The sequence below is a fragment of the Niveibacterium sp. genome (assembly GCF_041909475.1).
In the GTDB taxonomy this organism is placed as follows: Bacteria; Pseudomonadota; Gammaproteobacteria; order Burkholderiales; family Rhodocyclaceae; genus Niveibacterium.
Genome location: NZ_JAYRDJ010000033.1, coordinates 24,308 through 43,586, shown reverse-complemented (window position 1 = coordinate 43,586; position 19,279 = coordinate 24,308). Strand labels below are relative to the sequence as shown.

Below are 19,279 nucleotides of genomic sequence, written 5' to 3'. Positions count from 1 at the left end.
AAGTAGTGGAACATCGAGGACTGGGGATCGACTTCGCCGCGCATCGTTGTTGTGCCTGGGGTTGGACGCCTACTGCTACGACAAATGACGGGCGCGATCGTTCACTGGGTTTTGCATCACCCTGCTAGGGGGTCTGTGCCACTAATAGAGGCTCGCTACATCATTTAAGTATTTGATTTTAAATTATTTTTTATTTGATTGGCACGCAAGATTCGAGTCTTTCGACTTAGCGTACGGACATTTTCGAATGCTGCTGGCAGTCGTTCAATTTCGCCAAAACGGTGAATGACTGCTGAATCGACAGAGTGGTAAAAAGCGAAAAGGCCCTAATCGGGCCTTTTCGCTTTTTCCATTCAGCATGGTTCTAGCCCAATCAACACATTGGGCGACCCTTAGGCGTTGCTCACGCTTGTCGCTTCCACTTGTGCTGTTGCCGCCGCGAGTCGCCGCGGCACCATGTCTGCGTCGAGCAGGCGTTCGATTCGCGCAAACACTTCAAGGCGAGAAAAGGGCTTCTTCATGAAGTCATCGGCACCGATGCGGGTGCCGAAGAACTGCTCGGTGGCTTGTTCGTTACCGCTGATCATGATGACCGGTATGTCTTTCGTCAGCGGGTCGCGGCGAAGCGTGCGCAGAGCCGCGAAGCCGTTCATGCCGGGAAGCACGATATCGAGAAAGATGATGTCCGGCGTGAGGTCGCGGGCAATTTCGATGCCTTCTTCAGCTGTGAGCGCTTCAAGCGTCACATAGCCAGCAGAATTGAGCATCTTGCGCAATGCCGCAACGATGGTCGGTGAATCGTCGACGATCAGCGCGCTGGTGCCTGGTCTGGCGTTCTGTCGATCACGCACACGCCGTTCGGGCGGCTGGCCCAGGCTGGCTGAAATCGCGTCCGCGGGCGCTGACGGCGCTTGGGGGCTTGGCGACTTGGCAAGTATCGATTTGAGCTGATCGAAGAGTCCCACGATGACCTCTGCTGAGTGCACCCACGCCTGTGGCCTGGGTCAAATCCGGTTGGTGAACAAATCATACCGTCGGCATTCCGGCCTGTAAGCGAGTCACGTCAATTGCCTGAGGGGCGCTGCGTCGACTGTCACGGTTCGGTGTAATTGCCGGCCTCGGGCGCACGCCAACGTATCGACGAGCCGGCGAAATCTAGCCGTAGTGGCATAAAGGCGGCTGTAACCCGCAGCATTTCACGGTACCGGATATGCCATGGCGATATGCTGTCGGCCTACATCACGCCAATCCATGACGGACCCTACCGATGCCCGGTTTCTCCCTTCCCGGCCTGCTATCGCGCAGCTTCTCCGACGCCAATCGCCTGCTGCGCCTCACCACCCCGTTGGGCACGGATGCGCTGCTGGTCGAAACGGCGCGGATCCGCGAATCGGTGGGTGACGGCGGCTTCGAACTCGATCTGATGCTGTTGAGCGAGGATGCGCACATCGCGCACAAGTCGCTGATCGGGCAGCCGGTGTGTTTGACGCTGCTGACCGATGGTCTCGTGAGCCGCGATCGCCCTTTTCACGGCTACGTCACCGGCTTTGGTTTGCAGGGCGCAGACGGTGGCTTGGCGCGCTACCGCATGCGGGTGCAACCGTGGCTCGCGTTCCTTGGCCACAACCGCGACAGCTGGGCCTTCCAGGATCAGAACGTCGTCGCGATCTGCGATGAGCTGTTTGCCGGCTGGCAAGGCCAGGGCAAGCTCGTGCCGCAGTGGCGCTGGGAGTTGTCCGAACCTGATGCGCTGCTGCCGCGCAGCCTCTGTGTGCAGCACGGCGAGAGCGATTTGGCCTTCGTCGAACGCTTGCTTGCCGAGGAAGGGCTGTTCTACTGGTTCGAGCACGCCGCCGACGCGCACACGCTGGTGATCGCCGACCACAACAGCGCCTTCAAGCAAGTGCCACCGATGCGCTTTCACCGTGCTGACGCCACCGAAGTGGCCGACACCGTGCAAAGCCTGCAGCGCGGCTCGCGCGTGATGCCCGATACCGTGAGCATCGTGACCTGGGATTACCGTGCCCATCAGCGTGTCACCGTCGAAGCACGCGGCCAGCAGTGTGGGCCCATTTCGCTGGTGCGGAGCGATTCGCCCGGCCTCTACGCCTTCCCGACCGTTGAAGACGGCGAGCGCTACGCCGAGCGCCAGCTGCAAGCCTGGCAGTGCCGCATCCACAGCTATCCGTTCCGTAGCACTGTGCGTCGCCTTGCCCCCGGCAGCCGCAGCGTGATCACCGATGGCCCCTTCGGCCCGCCGACGGGCGTTCCGATTGCGGTGCTCAGCGTGGAGCACGAAGCGCGCAACAACCTCGCCGCCGATGTGCTGGCGCAGATCCGAGAAGTCTTGGGGCCGGCGCCCGCACTGGCACTGCTCGACTCGTTGAGCGACACAACGAACGCCGGCCAAGCAGTACGCAATGAAGCAGACACCCCGCTCTACTGCAACCGCGCGTACAGCATCCCTGCGGATACCCCCTACCGCCCGCTCACCTGGGATCAACACGGCGCGCGCATCCACCCCAAACCCACCGTGCGCGGCACACAGACGGCGCTGGTCGTCGGTGTGTCGGGTACGCCACTGACGGCCGACCGCGATGGCCGCATCAAGATCCAGTTGCCGTGGCTGCGCGGCGGCAACGCCCAAAGCCGCCTCGCCCACCCGAGTGGGGACGACAATGCGCGTGCGAACGAGACTGTAGGCACATGGGTACGTGTTGCCACCGCACTGGCCGGTGACAACTGGGGAGCCCATTTCACCCCGCGCCTAGGGCAAGAAGTGCTGGTCGATTTCTCCGAAGGCGACATCGACCGCCCGATCGTGATCGGGCTCGCCTACAACGGCCGCGGGCAAGAGAACGCGCAAGGCAATCAGGTCAGCAGTGGCAGCGCCAACGCCACCGGCAACGCGCCCGCTTGGTTCCCCGGTAGCTCCGGTGCGCATGCCCACAAACCGGTGTTCGCCGGCATCAAGACCCAGGCACTCGCCACCAGCCAAGCCGGAAGCGGCGAGCACAACGCGTTGGTGTTCGATGCCACCCCCGGCCAGGACGGGCTGCGCCTCTCCACCACGCAACACGATAGTCGCCTGCAGCTGGGGCACCTGCGTGCGCAGACCGACAACGCCCGCGAAGCCGCCCGTGGCCACGGTGTGGAATTAGCCACCAGTGCCGCCGGCGCCGTGCGCGCCGCACAGGGTCTGCAACTCTCCGCCGGCGAATCCGGCCACCGTGGCGTGCCGCACGTCGATGCGAGTGGCGCCACCGCGGTGCTGGACAGCAGCAGCGAACTCGCGATCGCTTTCGCAAAAGCGGCCAACACCTCGCGCGCCAAGTTCGAGAAAGACCCTTCAGAGCCGAAGAAGCTGCCGCCACTCGACGGTGCAAGCACGCAGTCCAAGGAACTGGCCGAGACGACCAGCACCAACCAAGGCCCCGCCGGCATCGCAGGGGGCACTGGTATGGTCACTGCGTGGGCAGCACCGCACCTCTCGCTGCATGGGGAAGCCGGCATCGCGCTCGCCACGCCGGCGCACAGCACTGCTGTCGCCAACCACCTCACTGTCACGGGAGGTCAGACTTTTGAGTCCGCCGCGCAAGGCGCGATCCGTTGGGCCAGCGGTGCTGGCCTCGTGCTCTACACCGTGGGCAAGAAGCCCGAAGGCGCACGACCGATCACCGACGTGGGCATCAAACTGCACGCCGCCACCGGCAAAGTCACTGCCCACGCACACGACAACACCGCCACCGTTGCAGCGCAAAAGCAGGTCACCGTCGCCAGCACCCACGCCAGCATCCAGATCAGCGCCAAGAGCCACGTCCGACTCACTGCCGCCGGCGCCGCGATTCAGATCGAAGGCGGCAACATTACGCTGACCGCACCAGGCAGCGTGAAGCTGAAGGCAAGTCAGAAGAATCTGACCGGGCCACAGTCGGCCGGTGCAGAGACGGCTAGTCTGACGAAGGAAGAGTTCAAAGGCTGCGCCGAAACACTCAAGGAAGCCGCCAGTAAAGGCACGGCACTGCTGTGAGCAAAGTGTCGCCCGCCAACACACGCGAATTCATCCGCGCCCAGATTCCTGTCCCGGGCAGCGATGAGCTTGGCCAGCAGCAATTGCAGCTATTCGGGCTGCTCGATCCCCTAAGCGATCCGGCAGATGAGCAACTGCCAGAAGAGGATTTTGTCCTCCTACCGGTTCCGATTGCGCACAGCAATTACCCGGAATCGATGAGACCCATGCTCATCGCCCCGCGCGCAAACTCGACGCTGGCCAAAGCACGCTTTATCGACGATTTCCTCGACGCTGCTGCCAAGGAAGCCGTGGGGTGCGCAGGGGCAGGGCGTCGCTTCGCGGCCTTGATGTGCTCGACGCTCCCGGCAAAGCAATTGGCTCTTGCGCTTGGACGCTCTGCCGTGGCTATCGACGCCAAAGCTCAACGCCGCATCTTGCGTTACTGGGATCCCAGGGTGGCTCAACACTTGACGCAACCCTCACTTCGATTTGAATCGGTCGTGCAGGGCATCGTCACCAAATGGTGGTTCGTCGATGCCCGTGGGCAACTGATGGCCTATGTGCTGGAAAGTCCAGCCGAGCAGAATGCTCCGCTTCATCTGACCCTTGAGGCGGAAGCTGCCCTCGGTGGAATCTCGGAACTCAACGCCTGCTTCGAGTTGGCACGCCCAAATTCCGGGGCTTTTGACGCAGCCGATCCCTGGCGCCCACTTAGGGCTTGTCTGTCGGCCGCCCAAGAAGCGGGTTTGCGCGATGAGGCGAAATTGCACTTTGCAGCGAAGCGCTGGCAATTGACGGCCCCGATTGAGAGCAGCCCACGTATCCAGGCGCTGTTGCGTCGTGTGCAGGAGACCGAAATTGCCTACACCAGCGCTCAGGCCGAGCTCGACGACGAAGACTGGGCCTTGATCGCTTCGGAAGCGCAGCGCAACGCTGCGACAGCACCCCACCACACGGGTTCAAAATGAGTATCGACAACTGCAAGTACTGCAACCGCATTGGCCTGCCTTTGTTGCCCCTGCGCATCGCATATGTGCCGGGCGAATCGGCCAACAAACCGGCGACGCTGCCTTGCGCACCCCACATGCCTACCGCGCCAGTGCGCGATGGCAAGTACGTGTTGCGCGTGATCAGCGAGGGCTATGTCTATCTGTTCGACGAACGGGCCGGTGGCGTGTGGCGATGCTTTGCAGCCACTACGAGCGGACACTTTCAGGAAACCCTGCTCGATGCGCCACCGAACAGCCCACCCACTTTTCATTGCGGCGAAAAGGGCCACAACGTCGTCGCGTCACTGATCAACGTTACACGCGCCAGTGAGGCCGGTAAGGTGTGGGTGGGCTATAGCCGCACCTGGTGGACCGCGAAAGTACGCAAGCAGCTCAAGAGCGACGCTCAACTTCGCGGCAAGCTCATGGTTGGTCTGAATGCGGCTGAAGCTGTCCGGGGCGGCAGCATTCCGGCCGATGCGGGTGTGCGCGTCGCATCCGGCAGCGAGCTGGCCAATTTGGTCGGCGAGTACGCTGCCACACCCGCTGCCTTTGGTGCGGTGGATCGCCGGTATGCCAGTTACACCACGGCCCCCGCAATCGACCGTTCCGGGCAAGCCGACGCGTTGATCACGCGCATGCACGCCAACAGCCCCGGCAACGCGATCGTGCTGTGCCTTCCCGATACGGTTGGAGTTGCGCAGGACATCAATCATTGGCGCAACCTGCAGGCGGGCGCATTGGCTAAATATCAGGGAGATGCCGCCAAGCTGCGCTCGCGCATCGTGGGCGACATCATCCTTGACCTCGAATCGTCCATGCGCAAGCAAGGACGGGGCAAGGTCTGGGACGATCGCTACGCGCCCAAGGTCTCCATGCAAAAGGTTCACGCCGACAAGGCGGCGCATGACAAAAAGGTCAAGGAGCTTGAGGCCTACATCCTGCGTGCGAGCGACGATTGGTACGCCTGGGCGAACAGCGATTTCTTCAAACTCGCGTGGCAGGTCTACGACGGTGCCGACGCGCAACACGGCAAGTCCATCGGCGCAGCCATGGAGCGCGACTTCGCGCGCTGCGTGTTTGGTTCCGGCGCCACTCCGAAAGAACAGACATGGTGGCAGGCGTGGCTCACGGCAGATCCCGCAGATGCTCAACACCCCTTGTGGCTGGCATTCACCGCGGCCGACAAAGACGTCATCGCATTTCTCAAGGGTGATGCCGCCAAACCCTTGGATGTGGGCAAGCTCGACAAGGGCGTTGATCTCGTCAAGCAGAGCAAGGATCTGACTGAAAAGCTCCGGGAATGGCACGAGGTACGCAAAGCGAAGGGCTTGCAGCGTAGCGCGCAGGCGGAATCGGGCCTCCTCGCAGTGACGCTTGCTTCACAGCTTTCGGTACTTGCCCGCAGCCAGCCGGAAGCGGCACTCGTGGCAGGGCAACGGCTGCGACTGGTCATCGTCAGTCGTATGGAAGTGCTGGTAACGCCCAACGTACAGAAGGTCACGCTTCAGCAGATGGTCGTGCAAATGCATGAGGCTGTGTGGGGGCCGCCCAAGTCGCAGATGTCCAAGGTCGTACAAGAGGCTCGCTCGCTCAAGATCGCCCAAGGCGTCGATGGCGCCTGGCTAGGAAGCCGCTTCACTGCCACCAGGGTTGTGGCAACTGAGGTGTGGATGCCCGAAACCGCTGTGGGGCTGGGCCAAGCCCAAGTCCCCAAGGCACTGCCGGCCCCAGCCGCGCAGCTCGCTTTGCCGCGCCCTGCGCCCAACCTATGGCAGGGACTGACGGCCTATCTCAAAGACAGCAAAGCGCTCGGAAAAGGTCTGCTTGGCCTGGGAGCTGCGCTTCAGATCAGCAACCTTTCCGCTAACCTGATCCAGCTCGATCGTGCGCTCAAAGGCAACGCCTCCAACCGCGACGACAACATCACGGAATGCCTGTACGGCGTGGTGTCCGGATCGCTCGGCCTGATGGCGCTGACGGGGGAAGTTTTTGCGGGAGCCATGGCCGCGCGGGTTACACCTGCGGTAGTGACCACGAGTGCTGCGCGCTTGCTGACTATTGCTGGCTGGACGGCATTGGGGGGTGGATTGCTTGGAATTGCGTCTGCCACGATTGACGCTACCCAAGCTGCTCGAAAAGGTTACGGACTAGCCCAGGACGGAGATCGCGATGCAGCCATGAGTTCATACAGCGCCGCTGGCATGAGCGCAATAGCTGCCGTGGGGTCTGGAGCTCTGACGGTCGTGGCTGCCGGCGCCCTACTCGCTCAAGCCGGTGCAACTGGCGCAGCGGCTTCGGCCGTAATTGGTGCTGCGGGCTTCTTGGGCATGGGGGCGGCGATTCCGGTTGCGGGGTGGATCGTTCTCGTGATTGGCGCCACCGTCGCGGGGATCTATTTCGCCTACCAAGCCGCCACGAAAGAAGACACACCACTGGAAAAATGGCTTTCCCGCTGCGAGTGGCGCAATGAGCTGGCGTATAAGGGCACCACTCGAACGAAATTTGGCAATCTCAAGGACGAGATGGCGGAGTTCCAGCTTGCTCTCTACGGCATCAATGTCACACTCAACTGGAATGATCAGTTTGGCAAAGACGAGGTCGAAGTCGCAGTCATCATGCCGGGTTTCCGGAGTGCCGTTAGCAGCTATGCGCTCTCGTTGCAGTTGTTCGGTCCAGGAAAACGGCAGACTGTCGTGACTCGCCAGACCAGTGCTTTTAGTGAAGACCCTGACCTGAAACCCCAGCCGCCTACGCAGGCTTATTTCAGTGCCGTCCCTCAAGGGCAGAAACTCATTCCGATGGACGAAGTCCTTCAATTCAGCGAGCCCTTCACGCTTGCGCTCGAAAATGGTGTCGCCACCTATGCCGGCAAGCTCAAAGTGAACGAAGACTTCTACAACCGCGCCCGCCTCAAATTCGAGTACTGGCCCGATCCCGCCAACCATCCCGATCTGCGCATGATTCCCGTACCGGGCGGTGCGAATTACGCCGACGCCAGAGACTGATATGGCCTGGTTTCAACGCACACGCAAAGGTTGGGAACGCGCCAAACACGCTGCGCACAACACTCGCCCACTACCGGCCGGTCCGCTGAGTAGCTGGGCAAACAGCGACCAGATGGTGTACGCCATCAGTCCAGCCTACTTGGAAATCGGGCAGGGCGGGAACTCGCCGATGCGTGGCTGGGGGGCGATTATTTTCGTTGGGTTGTCAGTTCTTATTTGTTCGATCATCTACGGCGTCCTCACCCTTACGAAGGATTCGCTCCAATCACACGACGTTGCTCTGTTCGACGTAGTGTTTGCCATTGTCATGGTGGTGGCCCTAACCGCAGGCTTAGCCGTGCCGCTGCTCTATCTATGGCTAAGTTTCTTCTCCGTCACCGACCCCACCGTCCGCCTTAACCACAAGCGTAAGAAGGTCTGGCTGTGGACGGGCAAAGGTCCGATCGAGATCGATTGGTCGCGACTGACACCGCGCGTGGAATCGAGCGTGGCAACCGCCTATGCCACCGTCAAGACCTACCGCGGGCAATATGCGGAACTCGGCCCAGGCGGCGAGCCTCTGCGGACGCGTGGTATCCCGCACGTATTCCAGTGCGGACAGATCTCTGCAGCAGAATCGGGCGTGCTGCCCAGCATGGAGTACGTGCGTCGCTATATGGAAGGTGGCCCGGATGCCGTGTCGCCACCCGAAAAACTCCTGACGCACGCGGTGCGCTGGTACGCCATGGTCAACCTGTTCGGCATGGCCGATGACTGGGTACGTTGGCGCGAGAACCGCGACAAACCCGGCATCGCGCCGGCGCCCTGGACGCGCACGATCATCTTCATCGTACTGTTCCCGATATTCTTTCCCCTGCAGTTCACTAATTGGCTGGCACTCGCCGTGGCGCCACGACCAAAGTGGCCGCGCGAACTCGAAGCCCTACACCGGGCTGACTTGCTCGCCTGGCAGTCCGAGCAGGCCGCCGCACGTTCGGCCGACCTGTTGCACAACCGTGCACAGGAAGCAGTCCGCCCGCGTCGCAAGCCAGTCATTCGCGTCAACGGCGAGTTGATCTCGGGTGGCGACGAGACGTCTTGAGCGCAGTGTTGCCACGGTAGGGCTGCCAGGCCGCTGAGCGCACAGGGGCCGGACGTCGATTTGCGGCCTTGTGCTTGGCCGCCGGGCTGTAACGAGTCGCTTACTGCAAGTGGTGCCGTCGTGTGGCCGTTCAGACGGGTGCTGTCAGCGCTGACTCGTCAAGTCATCTCACTTACAGTCTGACCTCAAAGATCCCAGGTTCTGGAACGACTGCAGACGACTGATGCCGTTGCACTGCGTCGCGCAGGGCCCCAGTCGGTGAGCGTTAAATGCCATGGGCCGCGAACGGACCGGTGTGCTGCGGCACCCGAACGAGAGGGAGTACCCGCGACCACGCCATTTTCTACAATTCACGTCTTCCATTAACCGTGTCTGCGACTTCCCGATGTTCCGTTCCCGCCCCGCCCGCATTCTGTTTGCCACCGTACTGACGCTTGCACTCCTGATTCCAATTGCCTACCACTTCGCCGTTCAGCGTTTGAAGGTGTCGGTTGAGCAGGGCTTGGGGGCGCGGGCGCAGGTTGGGGATGTGGTGGTGCGTTGGAATGCGCTGGAGTTGCGCGACGTGGTGGTGCGTGCCGCGGATGGCTGGCCGGTGCAGGATGAAATGCGGGCGCGTGTGGTGCGTGTGGTGCCGGCGCTTACGAGTCTGCTGCGCGGCGATATCGCGGTGCGGGAGCTGCGGCTCGAAGGTGCTTACTTGTCGATGCTGCGCGCACGAAATGGCCGAGTGCGGCTGCTGCCTTCGGTGCTGGAGCCGGCCGAAGCGCAGGCGGCCGTAGCAGAGCCTTCGAGGGTGGCGCAAAGCGAGGCATCCGCGGAGCAGGCGTCGGCGGCACCGACGCGCGTGATTCAGTTCGATTCGATCGTGCTGGCCGATGGCGCGCTCGACTACTGCGATGCCACCGTGGCGCGCAAGCCGCATTGCATCGCGCTGCGGGCGCTGGATGGACGTTTATCGGACTTGCGGATTCCGACCTTGGATGCCGAGAGCGCGCTGGCCTTGGCGGGTACCGTCACCGGCCCCACGCGCGACGGGCGCTTGGCGCTGGATGGGCGCTTGACGCTGGCGACGCGTGACATGGATCTGAAGCTCGGGCTGACTGGCGTGGATCTGCGCAGCGTAGAACCCTACCTGGTAAAGGCTGCCGACGCGGGCGTGAAGCGTGGCGTCCTCGACCTCTCCATGCACGCCAAGGTGGCCAAGCGGCGCCTGGATGCGCCCGGCCAACTGACCTTGAGCGAACTGGAACTGGTTGAATACGGGCACAGCGCGCTGGGTTTGCCGCGTGCGCTGGTGGTGTCGGCCTTGAAGGATCGCTCGGGGCGAATTCAGGTCGACTTCACGCTGAAGGGCAATCTCGATGACCCGAAGTTCTCGCTTAACGAGGTGATGGCCTCGCGGTTTGCGGCAGCGGTGGCGGAGGGGCTGGGTGTCAGCATTGGCGGCCTCGCTGAAGGTGTGGGCAAGGCCGCCGGCGGGATTGGCGAGAGCTTGAGGAAGCTGTTCGGCAACTAAGCCTGCTTCGTCTCAGCCGCGGGCTGCGCCTCGTCGGCCGCTGGCCATGCGTCGCCGATCCACGCGTCGAGCAGCGTGTAGGTGACCGCGAGCACCACCGGGCCGATGAAGAGGCCGATCATGCCGAAGCCGAGCAGACCGCCGATCACACCCGAAAAGATCAGCAGCAGTGGCAGATCCGCACCCTTCTTGATCAGCCAGGGCCGCAGGAAGTTGTCGAGCGAGCCGACGACCAGCGTCCATACCAGCAGCACGCTGCCCATCGTATTGTCGCCGCTCCAGAACAGCCAGCCTACGGCCGGCAGCAGCACCAGCACCGGGCCGAGCTGGGCTAGGCAGAACATGAACATCACCGCAGTCAGCACTGCGGCGAAGGGCACGCCGGTGATCAGCAGCCCGAGGCCGCCCAAGGTGGATTGCACCAGCGCCGTCACCACGATGCCCAGCGCAACACCGCGGATCGCCTGACCCGCTAGAATCACGACCCGATCGCCCTGCTCGCCCGAGAGCCGTCGCGCGAAGCCGCGCACACCGCGCGCCGCCGATTCACCGGTGCTGTACAAAATGCCGGCGACCGCCACGGTGAGCAGAAACTGGATCACCACCATGCCGAGTCCGCCGGCTTGCGACGCCAGCCACTTCAGCGCATCGCCGGCATAGGGTTTGACATTGGCGAGCAGCGGGGCAACGCCGTTGACCGCCACGCCGTGCCAGAAGCCGGCGATCTTGTTGCCGACCATCGGCAGGCCTGCGACCCAGGCCGGCGGCTCCGGCACGGTGGCTTCCTGCAGCTTCGGCACCAGCACGGCCACCTTGTCGGCATTTGATACGACCGTCGTGATCGCGATCGTCAGCGGCACGAACAACACCAGCAGCAGCGCGCACACCATCACCGCGGTTGCGAGGCTGCGCTTGCCCCACAGCCGCTGCTGAAGTGCCGTCATCAGCGGCCAGGTGGCAACGACGATCATCGTCGCCCAGATCAGGGCACCCAGAAAGGGTCTGAGTACCCACAGCGAGCCGACGATCAACAGCGAAATCGTCATCACCGCGAGCAGGGTGCGCGTCACTTCGGGTCTGGCAGCTTGCATGGCGGGCGCTCGTGCGAAGGAGGGATGCGTGATTCTGGCCCCGGCGTGTGACGCCGCCAAGCGATACGACGAAACCTCGTGATGCGTATCAGGCGCCCGAGGGGCTGCGCGGCAGGGCAGCGATTGCCGTCGACAGATCGCCGATCACGATCCGCGCGGGCACCGCAAGCATCAGGTTGAGTGGCAGGCCGAACTGTTCGACCCGCAAACCGCTGCCGTCGATCAGGCCGACTTCGTCGCGCGTCAGCGGCCCGCAATGGCGCGCGATCCGGTCGGCGAGTGCCTCGTTGGCGGGCAGATAGCCGACCACCGGCTTGCCCAGCGCAATCGCAAAGCCCACTTCGAAGGCAGTGCCGGAATCCGGCTCGGCACCGCGGAATTCCGCCAGGTTCGCGAGCACCGCATCGGCTGCGCGGATCATGGCCACATTGGCGGCGTAGATGCCCGCTGCATCCTGCGCTTCGCCGTCGAGCGGCACCAGCGCTTCGTGGCCACACAGCCTGCACAGCGCACGCGCAGCAACGGCCCATTCGAGCGCATCGGTGCGGAAGACGTCAGGGCCGGCGAGGTAGAGCTTCATGGTGCTGGGGCTGAACAGAATCGGGCGCCACTGTAGCCTATGTCACGGCGCCCACCGTTCATCTTGCTCAAGCACTGGCGCATGCGGGTCGTTAACACTGACCCGGCGGGCGCTTCGGCGATCGCAGTCGATTCAGAGAAACGGAGCATTGCCATGTTCGCGAAACTCAGTCTCAAGACGCGTCTGCTGGTTCTCGTTGCGGTGTCCCTGGCGGGCATGCTGGCGCTGGCCGCGCTGCAGGTTACAAACCTGCGCGCGCAGTTGCTCGAAGATCGCAAGGTCACCCTAAGATCCGCGATCGAGATCGCCGCCAGCACGGTCGCTGGCTTTCAGGAACGTGTCGCCAAGGGCGAGATGCCCAAGGAGCAGGCACAGACCCTGGCGCGGGATGCCCTGCGGTCGATGCGCTACCAGGGCAGCGAGTACTTCTACATCTACGATTCCAAGGCGATGGGGGTGATGCACCCGATCCGCCCGGAATACGAAGGCAAGAGTCACTGGGATCGCCAGGACAAGTCCGGCGCCTACACCGTGCGGGATCTGGTGAATGCGGCGCTCGACAAGAGCGGCTACGTGCGCACCCTGACCGTCAAACCTGGCGGCAACGAGCAGCTGCCAAAACTGCATTACCTGACTCACTACCAGCCGTGGGACTGGGTGATCGGTACCGGACTTTACATTGACGATATTGACGCGGTTTTCCGCGCTCAGCTTATGTCGGCGCTCGCCGCGATTGCGGTGCTGATGGTCGCGGTTGCGGTGACCGCGTTCGCAGTGATCCGCGCGGTGCTGCGCGACATCGGCGGTGAGCCGGCGATGGCCGTTGCCGTGATGCGCGAGGTTGCAGGGGGCAATCTCACGGTTGGTTTGCGTGACGTTCATGCAGGCAGCCTGCTTGGTGAGCTCGATCGCCTGGTGCAGAGCCTGCGTAGCGTGATGGCGCAGATCACTGCAGGTGCTGGGCGTGTCAGCAAGGCGGCGCATGACATCAACGCCACGACTGGCGCCGTCGCGGCCGCTACCGAGGTGCAGACCGACAGCACGCAGTCGATGGCGGCGTCGATGGAAGAACTGACCGTGTCGATCAACCACATTTCCGACAATGCCGGAGAAACGGCGCGCCATGCCAGTGCTGCGGCCGAGCTTGCGCGCAACGGCCAGAAGCAGGTTTCGGTCGCGGCCGATGACCTCGGCAACATGAGCCAAGCGCTCGGCGGCGCAGCCGATCAGGTGCGCACGCTGGCCGAGAATGCACAGGAAGTGACGCGTATCGCTTCAGTCATCAAGGACATCGCCGGGCAGACCAATCTGCTCGCGCTCAACGCTGCGATCGAGGCCGCGCGTGCCGGTGAGCATGGGCGTGGCTTTGCCGTGGTGGCTGACGAAGTGCGCGGTCTTGCCGGCCGAACCGAGAAGGCCACGGCCGAGATCTCCGGCGTTGTTGAACGCATCCAGCGCGACACGCTCGATGCCGCCCGCACGATGGAGGAAGCCCTGCCACACGCCGAGAAGGCGCGCGAGGCTGCGGCCACCGCTGCCGAGACCTTGCAGCAGATTGCCGAAGGCTCCGGTGCAGCCGAATCGCTGGTTCGCGACGTTGCCGCGTCGACCCGCGAACAGAGCGAGGCGAGCAGCCTGCTCGCCCAGCAGGTCGACAGCATCGCGCACCAGGTCGAGCAGACCGGTGTCGAGATGTCTGTCGCCGCGCGCGCTGCTCAGGGGTTGGAGCAGACGGCCAGCGAACTCGATGCCTTGACCGCCCGCTTCAGGCTTTGAGCAGGGCTTACTGCGGAAGGTAGCCCGGCACCGCGAACAGCCACTGGTGCCAAACCAGCACCGCTTTGGCGACGGCGATGCCGACCAGCAGGCCGATCAGGTCGTAGCGGATCAACGGCGTGTGCGTGGCGTACTTGCCGCGCGCGAAGTTCGAGGCCAGTTCGTACAGCGAGAAGGCGAGAAAGCTGCCGAACAGCAGCGTTTCGCGGGCGCCGCCGTTGGCGAGCAGGTGGGTCAGCGACCACAGCACGGCACCGATCAGCATCGGGTGATGCAAGCGGCGTTTCACATGGCCGCGCAGGTTCAGCCCGCCGATGAAGAACAGGATCAGCGACAGCGTGATCAGCAGCGGTGCGAACTGGATCGCCAGCGCGCTGGGCGCGAACAGCGGCGTGTTCGGCGCACCCTTCCAGCCCAGCACGACCAGACCAAGGCCGGCAATCGCGTTGATCGTGACCACGCCGCGCCAACCGTTCTCACCGGTGCGGGCGATGGCGGCGGCGCGCACATTTGGAATCGAGGCGGCGATATGCACGCCGAAGAACAGCAACAGGCCAAGCAGCAGGATCGACATTAGGGGGCTCCGCGAAGGGATGGGCGCCAGCAAGTCTCTGACGCGAAAGGGGCAATTCTGTTGACAGTGCGCAAGCGCGGCAAGCAAAATCCGATCCTTGCGCCGCTTTGACCTCAGCTTGCTGGGCGCCGGCCCCGATCGGGTCGAAATCAGCTAAAGCGAGACGCGTTTCAAAAGAACCCGTTCCGCCACCGAGGCCGAGCGGGTTTTTTCGTTTTCAGGGCCAGTCATGACGCTCTACGTACCCGACCACTTCGCTGCGCCCGATCGCGATGCCATTGCGCAACTGATCGCGCAGCACCCGTTCGCCACGTTGATCAGCGTGGCCGATAGTGCGCCGGTGATCACGCACCTGCCCTTGGTGGCGGATGCGAGCGGCACGCTGGTCGGGCATGTGGCGCGTGCGAATCCGCATGCCGCGCTGCTGGGCCAAAGCGCTGCGGTGACGGCGATCTTTCATGGCCCGCACGTCTACGTGTCGCCCACCTGGTATGAACAGCCAAGCGTGCCGACCTGGAACTACGCGACGGTGCATGTGCAGGCCAAGGTCCGAGTGATCGAAGGCGAAGCCGCGCAGGCGATGCTGGACCACCTGCTCGATACCTTCGACCCCGACCCGCTGGGCGAGCAAGGCACGCGGCACATGCGGCGTGATGAGCGCGCCGGCATGCTGGCGCAGATCCACTGCTTCGCGCTCGACATGCAGGGCGTGGATGCGAAGTTCAAGCTCTCGCAGAACAAATCGCCGGCCGATCGCTTGCGCGTGGTCAGCGCACTGGGGCAGCAAGACCACCCCGATGCCGATGCGATCGCAAGCCTGATGATGAATACGCTGATGCAGGGCCGCTGAAGCACCCTGCCCCGAATTTCTGCGTTGCCCTGCGATGAGGGCGACGCAATACGACAGACGAGAACGATGATGCAAGCCGACCGTACCGAAGAACTCCGCGACCTGCTCGAAACCCGCATCCTGCTGCTGGACGGTGCGATGGGCACGATGGTGCAGAAGCACAAGCTGCAGGAAGCCGACTACCGCGGCACGCGCTTCGCCGACTGGGCGAGCGATGTGAAGGGCAACAACGACCTGCTGCTGTTGTCGCAGCCGAAGATCATCCGCGACATTCACGCCGCCTACCTCGAGGCCGGCGCCGATATCATCGAGACCAACACCTTCAACGCCACCCGGGTGTCGCAGGGCGAGTACGGCATGCAGGATCTCGCCTACGAGCTCAACGTCGCCGGTGCGCGACTGGCACGCCAGGTGTGCGACGAGTTCGCCGCCAAGACCGGGCGCCCGCGCTTCGTCGCCGGCGTGCTTGGCCCGACTTCGCGCACCGCGTCGCTGTCGCCGGATGTGAACGACCCCGGCTTCCGCAACGTCACCTTCGACGCGCTGGTCGCCGACTACATCGAGTCGGCCAAAGGCCTGGTCGAAGGTGGCGCCGACATCCTGATGGTCGAGACCATTTTCGACACGCTCAACGCCAAGGCGGCGCTGTTCGCGATCGAGCGCTTCTTCGACGAAGCCGGCCGCCGCTGGCCGGTGATGATCTCCGGCACGATCACCGACGCCTCGGGTCGCACGCTTTCCGGCCAGACCACCGAAGCCTTCTGGGATTCGCTCGCGCACACCAACCCGCTGACGATTGGTCTGAACTGCGCGCTCGGTGCGAAGGAATTGCGTCAGTACGTCGAGGAGATGGCGCGGGTGTCCGAGACCTGGCGCTCGGCCCACCCGAACGCCGGCCTGCCGAATGCCTTCGGCGAGTACGACGACACGCCGGAGAACATGGCGCGTCAGGTCGGCGAATGGGCGCAGAGTGGCTTCGTGAATATCGTCGGCGGCTGCTGCGGCACGACGCCGGCGCACATCAAGGCGATCGGCGAAGCGGTGTCGACGGTCAAACCCGCCTACCGGCCGAAGAAGTCGCATGTGATGCACCTCTCCGGTCTGGAGCCCCTGGCGATCTCGGACGACTCGCTGTTCGTGAACGTCGGCGAGCGCACCAACGTCACCGGTTCGCGCGTATTCGCGAAGATGATCCTCGAAGGTCGCTTCGACGATGCGCTGGCGGTGGCCCGCCAGCAGGTCGAGAACGGCGCGCAGGTCATCGACATCAACATGGACGAGGCGATGCTCGATTCGCAGGCAGCGATGGAACGCTTCCTGAAACTGATCGCCTCGGAGCCTGACATCGCCCGCGTGCCGGTGATGATCGATTCCTCGAAGTGGGACGTGATCGAGACGGGGCTCAAGTGCCTGCAAGGCAAGGGCATCGTCAACTCGATCTCGATGAAGGAAGGCGAAGCCAAGTTCCTTGAACAGGCGCGGCTGGTGATGCGCTACGGCGCTGCGGCAGTGGTGATGGCCTTTGACGAGAAGGGCCAGGCCGACACCTACCAGCGCAAGATCGAAATCTGCGAGCGCGCCTACAAGCTGCTGACCGGCATCGGCTTCCCGCCCGAAGACATCATCTTCGACCCGAACGTGTTCGCCATCGCCACCGGCATCGCGGAGCACGACAACTACGGCGTCGACTTCATCGAGGCGGTACGCTGGATCCACCAGAACCTGCCGCACGCCAAGACCTCGGGCGGCATTTCGAACGTGTCCTTCTCGTTCCGTGGCAATGACCATGTGCGCGAAGCGATCCACACCGTGTTCCTGTTCCACGCCATCAAGGTGGGGCTCACGATGGGCATCGTCAACGCCGGCCAGCTCGGCGTGTATGACGAACTCGAACCGAAGCTGCGCGAACTGGTCGAGGACGTGGTGCTCAACCGCCACCCGGGTGCGGGCGAAGCGCTGGTCGAATACGCCCAGCAGGTGAAAGGCTCCGCGAAAGAGCGCGTGGAAGACCTCGCGTGGCGCGATCAGCCAGTCGGCGAACGCCTCAAGCACGCACTGGTGCGCGGCATCACCGACTACGTGGTGGCCGACACCGAGGAAGCGCGCGCTGCACTGGAAGCCACCGGCAAGCCGCCGCTGTCGGTGATCGAAGGCCCGCTGATGGACGGCATGAACGTGGTCGGCGACCTCTTCGGCGCCGGCAAGATGTTCCTCCCGCAGGTGGTGAAATCCGCCCGCGTGATGAAGCAGGCCGTCGCGCACCTGATCCCCTACATCGAAGCCGAGAAGCTGCGCACCGGCGCCGCCGCGAAGGGCAAGATCGTCATCGCCACCGTGAAGGGCGATGTGCACGACATCGGCAAGAACATTGTCGGCGTGGTGCTGGGCTGCAACGGTTACGACGTGGTCGACCTCGGCGTGATGGTGCCGGCGGAGAAGATCCTCAACGCGGCGCGCGAGCACGGCGCGCAGGCGATTGGTCTCTCCGGCCTGATCACGCCCTCGCTCGAAGAGATGAGCCACATCGCGGCCGAGATGCAGCGTCAGGGTTTTGAAGTGCCGCTGCTGATCGGCGGTGCCACCACCAGCCGTGCGCACACCGCGATCAAGATCGCGCCGAACTACGAAGGCCCGGTGGTCTACGTGCCGGACGCCTCGCGCGCCGTCGGCGTGGTCACCAAGCTGCTCTCCATCGACCACCGCAACACCTTCGTCGCCGAAGTCGCGGAGGACTACGAGAAGGTGCGCGAGCAGCACGGCAGGAAGCGCGGCGTGCAGCTGGTGCCTTATGCGGCGGCCGCGGCCAACCATGCGAAACTCGACTTCGACGCCTACACACCCCCGAAGCCGGACGTCACCGGCCTGCGCGCGCTGCGCAACATGGATCTGGCCAAACTCGCCGAGTACATCGACTGGGGCCCCTTCTTCCAGACTTGGGATCTCGCCGGCCCCTTCCCGGCCATCCTCGACGACGAGGTGGTCGGCGCCACCGCGCGGCAGGTGTATGCCGATGCGCAGGCGATGCTGAAGAAGATCATCGACGGCCGCTGGCTCACCGCGCACGGCGTGTTCGGCATCTGGCCGGCGGCCCGCCGTAGCGACGACATCATCATCTACACCGACGAGTCACGCAGCGAAGTGCGCCAGGTGCTGCCGCAACTGCGCCAGCAGCACGAGCGCCCGGACGGCAAGCCGCATTGGTGCCTCGCCGACTTCCTCGCGCCCGAAGGCGGCAAACCTGACTGGTTGGGCGGCTTCGCGGTGACGGCCGGCGTCGGCATCGAGAAGAAGCTTGAAGAGTTTGCCGCTGCGCACGACGACTACAGCAGCATCATGCTCAAGTCGCTCGCCGACCGCCTCGCCGAAGCCTTCGCCGAGTACCTGCACGAGAAGGTCCGCAAGTCCGACTGGGGCTACGCCGCCGACGAGTCGCTCGACACCACCGCCCTCGTCGCCGAGCAGTACAAGGGCATCCGCCCGGCGCCGGGCTACCCGGCCTGCCCGGACCATACGCAAAAGGGCCCGCTCTTCGAACTGCTCGAAGCACCGCGCGCGACCGAACTGCACCTCACCGAAGCCTTCGCGATGACGCCCGCCGCGGCGGTGTCCGGCTTCTACTTCAGCCACCCCGAAGCGCACTACTTCGCGGTGCCGAAGATCGGCCGCGACCAGCTCGAAGACTGGGCAAAGCGCAAGCACATGAGCGTGGAGGAAGCAGCGCGCTGGTTGGCGCCGATTCTCTGAGCGGCCGCAATATGCTATTTGGATTGAAGGCTGGTCCGAATCTGTCCAGGTTGGC

General features: G+C 63.7%; 12 protein-coding genes. 8 read left to right on the top strand and 4 right to left on the bottom strand.

The window, feature by feature from the left end; all coding sequences use genetic code 11:
• Positions 1–392 precede the first annotated feature (392 nt).
• On the bottom strand, positions 393–965 hold the full coding sequence (locus ACE3P0_RS17490; protein WP_374404029.1) for a PleD family two-component system response regulator: 573 nt from the start codon (positions 963–965) through the stop codon (positions 393–395).
• Between the two features lie 302 nt (positions 966–1,267).
• On the opposite strand from ACE3P0_RS17490, the gene ACE3P0_RS17485 reads away from it, so the two are divergent.
• From ACE3P0_RS17485 to ACE3P0_RS17465, 5 genes are all read left to right on the top strand, one after another.
• Positions 1,268–4,030: a type VI secretion system Vgr family protein gene (locus tag ACE3P0_RS17485; protein ID WP_374404027.1), complete on the top strand. Its 2,763-nt coding sequence runs from the start codon at positions 1,268–1,270 to the stop codon at positions 4,028–4,030.
• A complete protein-coding gene (locus ACE3P0_RS17480; RefSeq protein ID WP_374404026.1) occupies positions 4,027–4,980 on the top strand; it encodes a hypothetical protein in 954 nt (317 codons plus the stop codon). The genes ACE3P0_RS17485 and ACE3P0_RS17480 overlap by 4 nt, the downstream gene beginning before the upstream one ends.
• The gene (locus ACE3P0_RS17475; RefSeq protein ID WP_374404025.1) at positions 4,977–8,009 is read left to right on the top strand and encodes a T6SS effector BTH_I2691 family protein; all 3,033 of its coding nucleotides are present in this window, start codon (positions 4,977–4,979) and stop codon (positions 8,007–8,009) included. The genes ACE3P0_RS17480 and ACE3P0_RS17475 overlap by 4 nt, the downstream gene beginning before the upstream one ends.
• 112 nt (positions 8,010–8,121) lie before the next feature.
• Positions 8,122–9,090 carry a DUF6708 domain-containing protein gene (locus tag ACE3P0_RS17470; RefSeq protein WP_374404024.1) on the top strand — a complete coding sequence of 323 codons (969 nt, stop codon included), beginning with the start codon at positions 8,122–8,124 and terminating at the stop codon, positions 9,088–9,090.
• A 385-nt stretch (positions 9,091–9,475) separates the two neighbouring features.
• The gene (locus ACE3P0_RS17465; RefSeq protein ID WP_374404022.1) at positions 9,476–10,609 is read left to right on the top strand and encodes a DUF748 domain-containing protein; all 1,134 of its coding nucleotides are present in this window, start codon (positions 9,476–9,478) and stop codon (positions 10,607–10,609) included.
• On the opposite strand, the gene ydiK is transcribed toward ACE3P0_RS17465, so the two are convergent.
• A complete protein-coding gene (gene ydiK, locus ACE3P0_RS17460) occupies positions 10,606–11,700 on the bottom strand; it encodes an AI-2E family transporter YdiK (protein ID WP_374404021.1) in 1,095 nt (364 codons plus the stop codon). The genes ACE3P0_RS17465 and ydiK overlap by 4 nt on opposite strands.
• Positions 11,701–11,788: 88 nt before the next feature.
• Entirely contained in the window at positions 11,789–12,280 is a 492-nt protein-coding gene (locus ACE3P0_RS17455; RefSeq protein WP_374404019.1) for a nucleoside 2-deoxyribosyltransferase, read from the bottom strand.
• A gap of 153 nt (positions 12,281–12,433) precedes the next feature.
• Between ACE3P0_RS17455 and ACE3P0_RS17450 the strand changes: the two genes are divergently transcribed.
• A complete protein-coding gene (locus ACE3P0_RS17450) occupies positions 12,434–14,056 on the top strand; it encodes a methyl-accepting chemotaxis protein (protein ID WP_374404018.1) in 1,623 nt (540 codons plus the stop codon).
• A gap of 7 nt (positions 14,057–14,063) precedes the next feature.
• Here the strand turns inward: ACE3P0_RS17450 and ACE3P0_RS17445 are convergent, their stop codons facing one another.
• On the bottom strand, positions 14,064–14,630 hold the full coding sequence (locus ACE3P0_RS17445) for an NnrU family protein (RefSeq protein ID WP_374404017.1): 567 nt from the start codon (positions 14,628–14,630) through the stop codon (positions 14,064–14,066).
• Between the two features lie 229 nt (positions 14,631–14,859).
• On the opposite strand from ACE3P0_RS17445, the gene ACE3P0_RS17440 reads away from it, so the two are divergent.
• Positions 14,860–15,480 carry an FMN-binding negative transcriptional regulator gene (locus ACE3P0_RS17440; protein ID WP_374404016.1) on the top strand — a complete coding sequence of 207 codons (621 nt, stop codon included), beginning with the start codon at positions 14,860–14,862 and terminating at the stop codon, positions 15,478–15,480.
• Between the two features lie 69 nt (positions 15,481–15,549).
• Entirely contained in the window at positions 15,550–19,224 is a 3,675-nt protein-coding gene (gene metH, locus ACE3P0_RS17435; RefSeq protein WP_374404015.1) for a methionine synthase, read from the top strand.
• Positions 19,225–19,279 lie beyond the last annotated feature (55 nt).

Excerpts from the sequence above, each read along its gene's own strand:
- ACE3P0_RS17485 (WP_374404027.1), top strand. The coding sequence starts at position 1,268 with ATGCCCGGTTTCTCCCTTCCCGGCCTGCTATCGCGCAGCTTCTCCGAC.
- ACE3P0_RS17475 (WP_374404025.1), top strand. The coding sequence starts at position 4,977 with ATGAGTATCGACAACTGCAAGTACTGCAACCGCATTGGCCTGCCTTTG.
- ACE3P0_RS17470 (WP_374404024.1), top strand. The coding sequence starts at position 8,122 with ATGGTGTACGCCATCAGTCCAGCCTACTTGGAAATCGGGCAGGGCGGG.
- ACE3P0_RS17465 (WP_374404022.1), top strand. The coding sequence starts at position 9,476 with ATGTTCCGTTCCCGCCCCGCCCGCATTCTGTTTGCCACCGTACTGACG.
- ydiK (WP_374404021.1), bottom strand. The coding sequence starts at position 11,700 with ATGCAAGCTGCCAGACCCGAAGTGACGCGCACCCTGCTCGCGGTGATG.
- ACE3P0_RS17455 (WP_374404019.1), bottom strand. The coding sequence starts at position 12,280 with ATGAAGCTCTACCTCGCCGGCCCTGACGTCTTCCGCACCGATGCGCTC.
- ACE3P0_RS17450 (WP_374404018.1), top strand. The coding sequence starts at position 12,434 with ATGTTCGCGAAACTCAGTCTCAAGACGCGTCTGCTGGTTCTCGTTGCG.
- ACE3P0_RS17445 (WP_374404017.1), bottom strand. The coding sequence starts at position 14,630 with ATGTCGATCCTGCTGCTTGGCCTGTTGCTGTTCTTCGGCGTGCATATC.
- ACE3P0_RS17440 (WP_374404016.1), top strand. The coding sequence starts at position 14,860 with ATGACGCTCTACGTACCCGACCACTTCGCTGCGCCCGATCGCGATGCC.
- metH (WP_374404015.1), top strand. The coding sequence starts at position 15,550 with ATGCAAGCCGACCGTACCGAAGAACTCCGCGACCTGCTCGAAACCCGC.